This window comes from Paenibacillus rhizoryzae (assembly GCF_059686995.1).
The window spans coordinates 494,293-506,822 of the sequence record NZ_JCAALT010000005.1; the positions used below are offsets into that span (position 1 = coordinate 494,293).

General features: G+C 53.4%; 11 protein-coding genes and 1 riboswitch. Of the genes, 3 read left to right on the top strand and 8 right to left on the bottom strand.

Going from position 1 to position 12,530, the window contains the following annotated elements:
- Nucleotides 1-26: 26 nt before the first annotated feature.
- Both AC6ESO_RS17620 and AC6ESO_RS17625 read right to left on the bottom strand, forming a co-directional pair.
- Nucleotides 27-494, bottom strand: coding sequence for a chemotaxis protein CheD (locus AC6ESO_RS17620; RefSeq protein WP_497092490.1), 468 nt, complete (start codon nucleotides 492-494; stop codon nucleotides 27-29).
- 133 nt (nucleotides 495-627) lie between these two features.
- Nucleotides 628-1,926: an NCS2 family permease gene (locus AC6ESO_RS17625; protein WP_497092491.1), complete on the bottom strand. Its 1,299-nt coding sequence runs from the start codon at nucleotides 1,924-1,926 to the stop codon at nucleotides 628-630.
- Nucleotides 1,927-2,013: 87 nt separating this feature from the next.
- Nucleotides 2,014-2,113, bottom strand: a riboswitch (purine riboswitch).
- Between the two features lie 227 nt (nucleotides 2,114-2,340).
- On the opposite strand from AC6ESO_RS17625, the gene AC6ESO_RS17630 reads away from it, so the two are divergent.
- Together AC6ESO_RS17630 and AC6ESO_RS17635 are read left to right on the top strand one after the other, a co-directional pair.
- Complete coding sequence (locus AC6ESO_RS17630) at nucleotides 2,341-3,978, top strand: SWIM zinc finger family protein (protein ID WP_497092492.1); 1,638 nt, start codon at nucleotides 2,341-2,343, stop codon at nucleotides 3,976-3,978.
- Nucleotides 3,975-6,998, top strand: a complete 3,024-nt coding sequence (locus AC6ESO_RS17635; protein WP_497092493.1) for a DEAD/DEAH box helicase — start codon at nucleotides 3,975-3,977, stop codon at nucleotides 6,996-6,998. The genes AC6ESO_RS17630 and AC6ESO_RS17635 overlap by 4 nt, the downstream gene beginning before the upstream one ends.
- Before the next feature lie 424 nt (nucleotides 6,999-7,422).
- Here AC6ESO_RS17635 and AC6ESO_RS17640 read toward each other — a convergent pair whose 3' ends face one another.
- The 5 genes from AC6ESO_RS17640 to AC6ESO_RS17660 form a co-directional block, all read right to left on the bottom strand.
- The gene (locus AC6ESO_RS17640; RefSeq protein WP_497092494.1) at nucleotides 7,423-7,911 is read right to left on the bottom strand and encodes a hypothetical protein; all 489 of its coding nucleotides are present in this window, start codon (nucleotides 7,909-7,911) and stop codon (nucleotides 7,423-7,425) included.
- 89 nt (nucleotides 7,912-8,000) lie between these two features.
- Entirely contained in the window at nucleotides 8,001-8,672 is a 672-nt protein-coding gene (locus AC6ESO_RS17645) for a carboxylesterase family protein (protein ID WP_497092495.1), read from the bottom strand.
- Nucleotides 8,673-8,772: 100 nt separating this feature from the next.
- The gene (locus AC6ESO_RS17650) at nucleotides 8,773-9,639 is read right to left on the bottom strand and encodes a metallophosphoesterase family protein (RefSeq protein WP_497092496.1); all 867 of its coding nucleotides are present in this window, start codon (nucleotides 9,637-9,639) and stop codon (nucleotides 8,773-8,775) included.
- Between the two features lie 31 nt (nucleotides 9,640-9,670).
- Nucleotides 9,671-10,012 (bottom strand): SMR family transporter, encoded by a 342-nt coding sequence (locus AC6ESO_RS17655; protein ID WP_494821496.1) that lies wholly within the window; start codon nucleotides 10,010-10,012, stop codon nucleotides 9,671-9,673.
- Nucleotides 10,012-10,794, bottom strand: a complete 783-nt coding sequence (locus AC6ESO_RS17660) for an HAD family hydrolase (RefSeq protein ID WP_497092497.1) — start codon at nucleotides 10,792-10,794, stop codon at nucleotides 10,012-10,014. The genes AC6ESO_RS17655 and AC6ESO_RS17660 overlap by 1 nt, the downstream gene beginning before the upstream one ends.
- A gap of 222 nt (nucleotides 10,795-11,016) precedes the next feature.
- Here AC6ESO_RS17660 and AC6ESO_RS17665 point away from each other — a divergent pair, with 222 nt between their 5' ends.
- Nucleotides 11,017-11,577, top strand: a complete 561-nt coding sequence (locus AC6ESO_RS17665) for a GbsR/MarR family transcriptional regulator (protein WP_497092498.1) — start codon at nucleotides 11,017-11,019, stop codon at nucleotides 11,575-11,577.
- A gap of 59 nt (nucleotides 11,578-11,636) precedes the next feature.
- Here AC6ESO_RS17665 and AC6ESO_RS17670 read toward each other — a convergent pair whose 3' ends face one another.
- Nucleotides 11,637-12,443, bottom strand: coding sequence for a polysaccharide deacetylase family protein (locus AC6ESO_RS17670; protein ID WP_497092499.1), 807 nt, complete (start codon nucleotides 12,441-12,443; stop codon nucleotides 11,637-11,639).
- Nucleotides 12,444-12,530 lie beyond the last annotated feature (87 nt).

A 12,530-nucleotide genomic window follows, 5' to 3' on the forward strand; every position in this document is an offset into this window, starting at 1 on the left:
GTCTTGTCGCTGATTGTGTACTCTTCTTACGAACTGAGCGGTAAAATGGAAAGTTTAATCTCGCCTGTCTTCACGCTCATCCTTAGCGTACGACTTACCTGGCCGCCAACTTCAGCCTTAATGGGTTCTATATTCAAATGCTGCAGCATGAGCTGCACTTGCTCCAAGTTGCGGCTTCCGATTCGGAAGTAATCCCGTTTCTTCGGCTGTGCGCCCCCAAATAGCTGGATAATCAGGTTGTGCTTGCGGCAACCAAACTGCTCCACCATCTTGCGAATGAGTAAGGGTACGCCGGTTGTGGCAAAATGGCCCGGCCGTTTGAGCTCGTCCTTCGCGGAGAGCGGATGCGGAAGCACAATATGAATTAAGCCCGCTACTTTCTTAACCGGGCAGTAAGCTGTAACCGCCACACAGGTGGACAGGGAGAAGGTTGTGATTGTCTCTACTTGGTTGCCTGAACAAACCCATTCTCCCAATCCAACGACTCTATTCATGCTGACTGACTCCTATCCACTGTGGCGGTTACATTTCTTTGCTGCTACGTCAGTATAGCAACTAAATGTTAGATCTTTTCTAGAGTAAGGGGGACATTCCAAAAAAGTTTCACTCATACTTTTCAAACTTTTTTTAATGATTGAAAAATGCGAGCTGGATGAAGAACAATACCGCGAACAAATAGAAGATCGGGTGGACGTCTTTGATTTTGCCGCGTACCAGCTTTAGAACGGGATACACAATGAAACCGACGCCGATGCCCGTTGCAATGCTGTACGTTAACGGCATAAGGACGACGATTAGGAATGCGGGGAAAGCTTCCTCGATGTCATTCCACTCGATTTTGCGCAGCACATTCAGCATCAAGAAACCAACGATTATAAGCGCAGGCGCAGTGATTGCCGGAATGCCGGCAAGTACGGATACAATCGGTGAGAAGAATAAGGTAACCGCAAGAAGGATACTAACGACAACGGCTGTAAGCCCGGTTCTGCCGCCGATCGCAACGCCTGCACTGGACTCGATATAAGCCGAAGTCGGACTTGTGCCAAGCAGCGCACCGACGGTCGTGCCGGCGGCATCAGCCAGCAGTGCCCCTTGGGAACGCGGGAATTTATTGTCTTTTAGCAGATTGGCCTGCTCCGCCACGCCCAGCATCGTACCAGTCGTATCAAACAACGTGATCAGAAGGAAGGTAAAAATGACCGAGTAGAGCCCTTTCGAGAACACGCTGCCAATGTCCAGCTGGAAGGCTGTTGCTGAAAGTCCGCTCGGCATCGAAACGACCGCATCCGGGAAGTGCATTTGTCCGGTTATCAACGCAATAATAGCTGTAATGATCATGCCTATAAATAGGAAACCCCGTACGCGGTAAGCCATTAGAATAAGAGAAATTACAAGACCTACTATAGTAAGCAGCGTCATCGGCGCAGAGAGATCGCCCAGTGTCAGCAGCGTTGCCGGGGAGTCGACGATGATCTTCGCATTTTGCAAGCCGATGAATGTAATGAACAAGCCGATCCCTGCCGTGATGGCATGCTTCAGACTTGTTGGAATCGCATCCAGCAGCGCGTAGCGGAACGAAGTGAGCGACAGCAGCACGAACAGAATGCCCGCGACAAAAACAGCCCCAAGCGCAACCTGCCATGAGATCCCGCTTCCTCCTACAACAGTGAAGGCAAAATAAGCGTTTAACCCCATTCCCGGCGCAATGACGATCGGATAGTTCGCGCCTAGTCCCATGATTAAAGTTGCGACGATACTCGCGAGCACCGTTGCGATGAATACGCCATGGAAATCCATGCCCGCTTCGCTCAGAATACCCGGGTTTACGATGACGATATAAACCATGGTTAGGAAGGTTGTGATCCCTGCCATGATCTCCGTTGACACGGTAGTGCCACGTTCTTGCAGTTTAAATAGTTTGTCCATCTCTTGCAGCGCCTCCTGTAAACCTTGTTGACCTAGCTTCCCCCAAATAAAAAAAACCTAACCTGCAAGCATAGGGAGTGTCATAGATACACGTATCCCTATGCTCGTAGTTAGGATTCTTCGGCTCCTTGTAGAAACCCTCAAACCATATTGTTGAGGATATACGAACGATTGATTAATGTTTAATTGGGTAAATCCTTTACTAGGTTAATGGTTTTAGGCAGTGCTGTCAATGAAAAATTGCGATTTTCGATGGTTATAAGCGAACTATTCGAGCGAATTTTTGATTATCGTTCGGATTTTTGACTGTGAAAATTTCTTTTGCGGGAATGTTGTCTCTGTTCGCCTTTGTGTGAATCGAAACCTGATATAATAGAATGCAGTTTATGAATTCATGGGCAGGAGAAGCCAATTATGACGATGAAACTCCCTTTTTCCATCGATGATGCCGCGTGGACCGAGCTGGTCGCGCAGGTAGGCAAGCAATTCGACGACCTCACGCTCAAACGAGGCTTTCAATATTATAAGCAGGATCGGGTCCATACGGTCACGATGCCTGAAACCGCAATCGTAGAGGCTGCGGTAGACGGCTCCGATATGTTCGATGTCACGCTGCAGCTGGACGATATTCCGAGCTCTGTTTGCTCTTGTCCTTTAAAAACCGGCCGCTGCACGCATATTGCCGCGGTCTTGCTCTATTACGCCGCCGTGCAAGGGCGTTCCGTACTTGCCATTGTGAATGCGCGCTCAGCAGCGGCCGCGAGTGCCAATGCCGCTGCTAAAGGCGCTAAAGTCAGCGGAAAAGCTCCATCGGCAGAACGCCCGGCAGCACTCCGAGCGGATGAACTCGCAGCGCTGAGCATCGCCGAATGGCATTCGCGGTTCGGCAGGACGCTCGGCCCTTTCAACCACAGCCCCCGCTTCCTGCAGGAAGCGAAGGAAATGCTCACAGGCATCCACAATATGAGGCCTGTGCTTACACTGGTGCTGGAGCAGCTGTTTAACCTGCACGCTTACTTGTTTGTGCTGGAGAAACTGGTAAAGCCGGCGCAAGAAGACTGGCGCCATTCCGGCCATTTCATGGGCTACCATACCCAGCTTGCCATGGATGAGCTGCTTGAAGCTGCTCTTCGCTGTATAGACGAACCGCTTCCGATTACATCGGAGTCTGAATATTGGCCGCGCGTGAAGGAAACGCTGGCGTATTTGCGGACGCATATGCTGAGGGAAGATCGCAGCTTAAACTGTTTTGCCAAGCTGTATCAGGTGTTCTGGATGAAGTGGATCCGGCCGAATTTGGATGGCAGCACAGAGCTCGTGCAAGACGAATTGCGCGAGCTTCAGCAAGCTGAGGATGTGCATGGGCAGCATCTGTCGCGGGTGCCTTGGATGCTGGCGCAATGCTTGATGTACTTCGAGCTGAACCAAGACGAGGACGCTTGGGCGCTGCTGAAGTCCGAAGGCAAACGGGCTTCCCTGCAGCCGGGCCAAGTGGATCCTTTATTAGAAGCGCTCGTACAGGTCGAGGCATGGCCGAGGCTTGTGAGCTGGCTGGAGCAGGTCGGTCCGATGCTTAGCCGTTACCGCAGCGACGACTTCAATTCCTATGGCGGCTATTGGGAGACTGCGCTCACGCACGTTGAAGATGCGGAGCCGCGGATGTGGGCGACACTTGGCGCCATGCTTCCCTATTCACGCAGTCTCTACGAAGAGGCGCTGCTCTCTTACGGCAGATGGCAGCAGTGGATGGATTATCAAATCAGTTCGGGCAAAGAACCGCTTGAATTCAAGGTTGGCGTCCTGAAGCCGATCGAGAAAGAAGCGCCCGAGCTGCTGCTTCCTTTCTACCATCAAGCGGTTGAGCGATACGTGCTGCTGAAGAATAGAGACAGCTATAAGGCTGCCGTGAAGCTGTTGAAACGTCTGAACAAGCTGTATAAGAAAACCAAGCAGGACGAACGCTGGGACATCTTCATTAGCGCCTTTAGTGCGCGCCACAGCCGACTTCGGGCCTTACAAGAAGAGCTTCGGAAAGGAGGACTGCTGTCATGAGCACGTACACGGAGACGGTTTCGATTCAAGTCAGCCTGACTACGCATGGCGATGCACTTATTCACGGCTCGGTACCGAGCTTCGTCGTGACCGGCGTCTATGTGAAGCACCGGTTATTCGCATGGCATGCGCCCTCCTTCTACGGAACGGAGCTGGAGATCGAGAAGGTCCAGGACATGGAGTTTGTCGTGCTCCCCTCGGAGCATGTCATTCCTTTCTTTGGCGAGCGCCGACTGCTGGAGCATATGGAGTGGAACTGGGAAAATGATGCGGCCACGCTGGCGGCGCTGGCACCTGTTCTCGCCGCGTGTCTGGCGGAACGGAAATATGTGCCGAGCTTCGCGGCTTACCGGCGCGGCAAGCTGCAGTGGGTTTGGGACGAGGCGCAGCTGGATGCCGAGGCACTTGGGCTGCTTCGGCATCATGGCTTGCTGGCCGAAGCCGATGTAGGTGATGGCCGAGAAAGCGGGGATGATGCTTTCTTCGCGGGTTTGCGCGCCGCGTTCTCGGCGGCTGTCTTCGCGCAGTATTATGGCTCGGAAGAAACAGCGGCCGACTTGCGCCGCGACTTCCCGCTGCTCTTTGCGAAGGATCGTGCATCGGCCGTGACCGGCATGGATGCACAGGCCTGGCTTGTCGCTTCCGGCTGGAAGGCGGATACGTCGCCGTTTCGGCCGCTGCTCCAGCTGCTTGAGCCGGAAGAGGGCGAGGAAGATTGGCAGCTTGCGCTCGTGCTGCAAGATAAGCGCGAGCCTTCGCTGCTCGTTCCGCTGCGGCTGACGAGAGACGGCTCGGCGCTAGGCTCGTGGCCGACTTCGTGGTCACCGCATGTACGCGAGCGTTCGGCCGCTTGGCTGGCGCATCTGCAGGCAAGCTTGCCTGCAGAGCGGCTTGCCGGCGGCAACGACGATGTCTTGAACTGCCCGCTGACCGATGATGCCGCATGGCAGTTCTTGACCGAAGGCAGCCAGCGGCTTCTCGCCGCGGGCTGGCAGGTGCTGCTTCCCGCTTGGTGGGAAGCAGCCAGCCGCAAGAAGCCGCGACTGCGGGCAAAGGTTCGCCCCGGCGCAGGCGGCGATCGATCGAGCGGCGGCGGTTCGCTGTTCGGCCTTGATTCGCTCGTTGATTTTGACTGGCGGATTGCGATCGGGGACACCGATTTGACCGAAGAGGAATTCGCGGAGCTGGTTGCCCGCGGCGAACGGCTCGTCCGTTTCCGGGGACGCTGGGTGCCGCTTGATCCCGTGCTTCTCGCGCAAATTCGCAAGGCGATGGCAAGCGTGGATCGCAGCAGCGGCTTGTCTTTTCAAGATATTATGCAGCTGCATTTGCTTGGGAATGGTGCGGACGGTGCGGGTGACGGGTCGACGGATAACGGCGGTGCTGCAGAGGCAGATCCAGGCCGTGTTCAGCTTGAGGTGGAACTGAATGAGCATCTGACGAAGCTCATGGCGCAGCTGATTCAGCAGACGGAATGGCCTTCGGCCCCTGTCCCTTCTACCTTGCAGGCGGAGCTGCGCAGCTATCAGCGGGATGGTTTTGCATGGCTCGCTTTCTTGCGCCGCTTCGGACTTGGAGCTTGCCTCGCCGACGATATGGGCCTTGGCAAAACGGTACAGTTCATCACCTACCTCCTGCATGTGAAGGAAATGGCTGAGCTGAGCGATGGTGGCAGCGGTGGCGCTGGAACGATGCCTTCTCTACTTATCTGTCCGACTTCCGTGCTTGGCAACTGGCAGAAGGAGCTCAAGCGCTTCGCTCCATCGCTGCGCATCATGCTTCATTACGGAAGCAAGCGGCAGAGCGGCGAGGCGTTCCTCGCGGAGGCAAAGGAAGCGGATCTTGTACTGACATCGTTTGCTACGGCCGCGCTGGATCAGGATACGATCAGCAGCCTGCACTGGTCTGCCATCTGCCTGGACGAGGCGCAGAACATCAAGAATGCCGGGACCAAACAATCCGTCGCCGTTCGCAGTTTCCCTGCCCGGCACCGCATTGCGCTGACCGGTACACCGATTGAGAATCGACTGTCCGAGCTATGGTCGATCTATGATTTTATCAATCCGGGGTATCTCGGCAGCTCGCGTTCCTTTAATGAACAGTTCAGCCAAGCCATCGAGAAGGCGCGCGATGAGGAACGCACGCAGGATTTGCAGAAGCTGGTGAAGCCGTTCATGCTTCGCCGCAAGAAGAAGGACCCGGCGATTCAGCTGGATTTGCCGGATAAGAACGAGATGAAAACCTACATTAATCTCACCGCGGAGCAAGGCGCGCTCTATGATCAGACGGTTAATCAGCTGATGGAGAAGATGCAGTCGCTGGAGGGAATTGAACGCAAAGGCGCTATCCTCGCTGCGCTTACGCAGCTCAAGCAGCTATGCGATCATCCGATGCTGCTCACGAAGGAACCGATTCCGGAGCCGGATGAGGAAGGTTTGCTTGCGACTGAACCATTGATCGGCCGTTCGGCTAAGCTGGAGCGATTGCTCGCGATGGTGCGGGAGCTGCGCGAGGAAGGCGAGCGCTGTTTGATTTTCACGCAGTATATCGGGATGGGGCAGATGCTGCAGCGGGTGCTGGGGCAGGAATTGCAGGAGTCGGTGCTCTATCTGCACGGCGGAACGTCCAAGACGGGCCGCGACCGGATGATCGAGCAGTTCCAGTCGCAGACACTGCCGGCTGCGGAACAGCCGAATGTGTTCGTGTTGTCCATTAAGGCCGGGGGCGTCGGACTGAATTTGACGGCGGCGAACCATGTTTTCCATTTTGACAGGTGGTGGAACCCGGCCGTGGAGAACCAGGCCACCGACCGGGCGTACCGGATGGGCCAGACGCGCGATGTGCAGGTGCATAAGTTCATCTCGCTCGGCACGCTGGAGGAACGCATCGACGAAATGCTGGAGAGCAAGCAGCAGCTGAGCGACAACGTCATCACAAGCTCCGAGGGCTGGATCACCGAGCTGTCGACCGATGCACTGAAGGACTTGTTCACCCTGCGCCGCGATTGGATGGTCGGATAGAAAATAGGCTTTCTCAAAGTGCCGCTGGCTGTAGGCGGTGTTTGAGAAAGCTTTTTTGTTGATTGATTGTATGTAAGTGCCTCGGTAAAATTCTAACGAACCGTAGAGGCCTTATTCCCGCGAAATAAGCCCCTAATTTATTCTAACGAACCGTGGGGGCCTTATTTGGGGAAATTGGAGCAGTTTAGGGCAGTACATCCCATAATAAGGCCTGTAGGATTCGTTAGATTTTCAAATGCAGTCTTTTGGCTCAAATAAGCCCTCTGTGGTTCGTTAGAGTGAAAGTCTGCTGAGGAATCGCTGTGATGCAGCGGATAATCCCCTCTCAATCGGGTATATGTAGACCGGAGCTGCACCATGCGCATCCTTCCCATCCTAACAGTCCGCACAACAAAGGCGACCCTCCCGGGCCGCCTTTTTCAATCTATTTCACCTCAACCGCAAAATAATACTCCGCCTGCCCTTGGTCCAGGAACCACTCGCAGTGGATGTTATAGAGGTACACACCTTTCGCGGTGGGCACGTAATAGGAATCGCCGCCGCTGAAATCCTTGTTTGTATTGGTCAAGGTGAACTCTTTAATCCCGGGCGGTGGGACTTGCTCAATCAGAGAACCCCCTTTCACCGTGACGGGTTCTATTTGCGGAATGGATGCATCCACACTTGAGCAGGTTGCCGAATCCCCTATGGATGAGCCGCACCACGAGTAGGCGCTCAGCTTCACAGGGATCGCTTCCCCGTCGATCGTAATCTTCGGTAATGGAGGTTTCGCGTCCTTGATCCATCTTGAAGCGATTGCTTCTTGGACCGAACCCTCCGATGCCTCGTTCTGATTCGAGCCGACAAGGAATCCTCCGTAGAATGAAGACGCCAGCGCGATCAGCGCAATCAATATGATATGGGTTCTAGTCAAGCGAGCTTCCCCCCTTTACCTCAACAGACGGCCGCCCTACACGTAAAGTTGCAAACCACTATACCCTTGCACGCAAAAGATCCCAGCCATCATTCGGCTGGGTTCTCTCTACGCTCATGCTGCAAAAACCACCGATACAGCTCCGTGCTCCGGTACGTTTCGCTCATGATGGGATGCTTCAGCCCCGGGTAGCTCGTGAAGGCGATATTGCCGCCGATCGCTTGGAGTGCCTGCACCATATCGCGCGATCCGCTCACCGGCACAACATCGTCGTCTTCGCCGTGGAACGCCCAGATCGGGACGTTCTTCAGCAAGGCTGCCGCCTCGGGCTGGTACCAGCCGGAGAGCGGCGCCACTGCCGCGAACCGCTCCGGATAACGCGCCGCCAAGTCCCATGCGCCGTTGCCGCCCATGCTAAACCCGGTTAAATAAATGCGCCGCTCATCGATCCGGCAGCTCGCAACGAGATGATCGATCATCGCCATGACGCCATCTCGCTCGATCGGCCAGAACGAGTGTGTCCCGCACTGCGGCGCCGCAACGACAAATTTGAAAATACCGCGGCTCTCCGCAATCGCCGGCAGCCCGTATCCGTCAAGCGCGCTGAGGTCGTCGCCGCGACGATTAATGCCATGAAGAAACACGATCAGCGGCCAGTCCTTCTCCTCTTGCTCGTCATACGCCGATGGCAGAAAGAGCTGATAGCCGATCGAGATGGATTTTCTGATTTCGGTACGCAAGCTTTGCTTATACAATGCCATTCGCAGCGCCCTCCCGCCAATTAACCTGGTAAAATAATACATCCGCTGCGGCGGAATGACAACAATAAAATAGGACACCTCTTCAGGTGTCCTGCTGCAGCTAGGATGAGACCGGATAATTCACTTGAAATTGCGCGCCTGCCACCCATTCGCCTCGTTCGAAGTCCCTTCCGATCACGAGTACACGGTCGGGATGCACTTCTACATAATAGCCCTGGCTGCCATCCTTATGCTCATCCTCATCCGTCCACAGATAAGCAGTTGAAGCGGCATTTAGCATCGCCGGCAGCTGCCCGCCTCCGTCGAAGAAAGTATGCGGCGCATCTAATTCCCAGTGCGTGTGCCCGGTGAATAGGATCGCTTGGCGGTGTTTCGCCAGCACCGCTTTGAGCTCCGCATCCTGCGTGACGCCGTACCAGTTCTGCGCTTCAAGCGAGCCTGCCACAGTATCCTTCAATGGCTGATGCAGGAATACGAACACCGGCTTATCGGGCGAAGCCTCTTCTCCCAGCTTCGTATCCAGCCAAGCAAGCTGCGTCTCGGACAACGTGCAGTACAGACCAATCCCCTCTTCCGTCCCGAGGAAGATAAAATGGTACCCGTCGATCCAATGATCATGATACATGCCGGTCATGCCGGTTAGCGCTGTGAACAGATCCATGTGATGCCGCCATTCATCGCCAATATCATGATTGCCGCTCGTCACATACAGCTTCGGGAGCGCCTCCCGGCTCGCATTCCAAATGCGATGAAATTCCTCATACTCCTCTATAAGCCCGTTATCCGTCAAATCCCCAGCGTGCATGATGCCGCAGCTTCCTTGACCATTCACCGCAATATCGGCAAGTGCCCGCTCCAAATTACGATTATGCTCATGCGACGGATCATTGGTAATATGCGTATCCGTAATGACTTGGAAGGAGAGCAAAGGCCGCTCCAGCTGCTCTTGGTTTCGTTTCGTTTCCATAGAATGCGAATATCCCCCTATTAAGTCGGTTTCAATGCCCCTTGCTACTCACCTGCAAGCCGATAACACCAACAAGAATCAAACCAATCCATAAGAAGGAGATCGGAGGCAATTTCTCGTCGAAAATAAAATACCCGGCTATCGTAATCAGCACGATTCCGACGCCTGACCAGACCGCATATACAACGCTAACCTGCAAATAACCAAGCGCGTAATTAATTAACGTAAAGCTTGCCGCATAACAAACAAACATGATGATCGAAGGAATCAGCTTCGTGAAGCTTGCGGACAATTTCATCGAAATCGTACCGGTTAGCTCGAAGGCGATGGCAATCGCCAGTAGTATCCATCCCACGGTGCTCTCACCCTTCATCATGGCTGCTTATGCAGAGCCAATTCAGACATAGAAACGATAATGGCATCCGCATCGGGCAGCTTCGACCCTGCATCGTCACTCGCGTCAGCCGCAATGCCGATGGCAACAGCCGCTCCGGCAAATTTGGCCATTTTCATATCCCCGTTGGTATCCCCGATGACGGCTACCCGCGAAGGAGAGAGCGACAGTCTCGAACAGGCCAGCTCTACCATATCCGGGAATGGCTTGCCCCGCTCCACCTGATCCGTACCGATACATGCTGCAAAATAAGACGTGAGCCCCAGCCACTCCAATTGCCTCACGGCTGCGTCTGTCTCATCTGCAGTGACGACGGCAAGTGTAATCCCATTCTCGCGGCATTGCTCCAGGAATGGAAGCACGCCGGGAAGCGCTTTAGCTGCTCGCGCCGCATTCAGCTGCTCATCCGCAAACTGCCGGCATTGCTGCACAGCAAGCTTCGCCTCCGCCCATGATAGGCCGGCAAGATAGCCTTGCCAAGCGAGCACGGCAACCAGATCATCAATCGTGCCCATCGCAAGGGGACCATTACGATCGTAGTCGATGATCTCCCCGTTCGAGGCATGTCGCGTCCCCCACAAGGTTGCGATATCGAGCTGCATCGGCGGCAAACGGTTAGCCTCGAGATGGTTAGCGAACGCGGCCAGCATATGCTCGCTCCATTTGCCCCAAGTGAAGATAAAATCGATCAACGTTCCGTCCTTATCAAATAAAATAGCATCAATCGGATAACTGACGCCTGCTGCTGTCAATTGATTCAAGTCGTCGTCCCCCTCTTTACCACTATACTCATATCATGCGCCTTCATCAATCGCAATTTGTTCAAAAAATATTTAATTTTCATTGAATATTTGCGTATTTTCTTATTTATCATTATAAATTCAGTAATTATTGAACTAATGAAGTGAGGTTATTTCGTTTCCCCTATCGGTTTGGTATAATTTCACGGAACCCTTGTACATTCGGAGTCGGAGGCGGAGAACGTGAAGAAAGTCACTTCGGGGAAACTGAAAGAACCGGTGTCGCCGCGCGAGCAGTTTCGCATGAAAGTCATCGATGCCATTGCCAAAACGATGGACTTGTACGGCGTTAATTATTCCTTCGGCCAGCTCTACGGCATCATGCTCTTCGAGGATCGGCCAATGACGCAAGAAGAGATGCAGGCCAGCATGAACATGAGCAAGAGCAACATGAGCTACGCCGTTCGCGCGTTAATCGATTCCAAAATGATGGTCAAGCTGGAAGAGAAAGCTGACCGCAAAGAGCTCTACGAAGTCGAAGCCGATTTCTTCAAAGCCTTCCAGCAATTCTTCGCTGCGAAGCTGCAACGGGAAATAGATGTCATGCGCGGCGCTATTGACGAAGTGTTCCCCTCCTTATCGGAGATGATCCTCGAGCTTGACACCACGGAGGAAGAGCGGATGTTATGCCTCAAGGATCTCCATAAATTGAAGCATGCCGTACGTTATTATGAATGGCTGCAGCAGTTCGTCCATCAGCTGGAGACCGGACAATTCTTTCAAGGATTCACAACCGAACAATAGGCAAAAGAACCTCCAAACCCACTGCAGCAGTGGCGTTGAAGGTTCTTTTTTTCATTAGCTCAATCAGCTGTCCCCGGCTCCATCTTCTGCTTAAACGCGGTCAAATTCATCTCACCCGAGATGAACAAACGCTTCAATAAATATGGATTCTGCAGCGAGGTTGTCATGCCGTCATCGAACGTAAATGCGTAATCATACCCGCTGTCCTTCACGATCTTCACGGTCTCAAAGCTGCGCAAGCCATACGGATAAGCAATGACCCGAACCGGTTTGGACAAATGCTTCTCAAGCAGCGCCTTAGAGCCGGCAATTTCATCGACTTGACCTTTCGCAGTATGGAGAGGCAAATACGGATGCGTCCGCGTATGCGACATCAAATCCCATCCGCTGCTGTTAAGCTTATTTACCTCGCTCCAATTCATATAATCCGGACCGCCAACCCAGTTGGTGACCAGAAACTCCACAGCCACAAAGCCATACTTACTCAAGATCGGAAACCCATTCGTAACGTTATCTTTATAGCCATCATCGAACGTAATCAGCACATTCCGTCCATCGTTTGGTATTTTCCCTTTCATTAATTGGTCAAACTGAATCAGGTTGATGCTCCGATAGCCTTGTTCGTGCAGCCATTGCATCTGTTCCTCGAGATGAGCCGGACTGACCACATACGCCCCTGTTTTCTTATCCGTAATGGAATGATAGCAAAGCACCGGAATTTGAACCTCGGACTCACTGCTTGAGGCAAAAACAACAGCCGCTTTCTTAAAGGTAAGCAGCTGATTCACGCCGATGGTAAACGACATGATTGCAAAAATAAAACCAGCCACGATAATAAGCAGCTTACGGCTTCTATGTCTCTTCACGAGCTCTCTCCCCCCTATTTCAGATTTGCCCGACACACCATTTATGTCTAAACCATACTAAATAGTTCTAATTATAAAATAGAGATT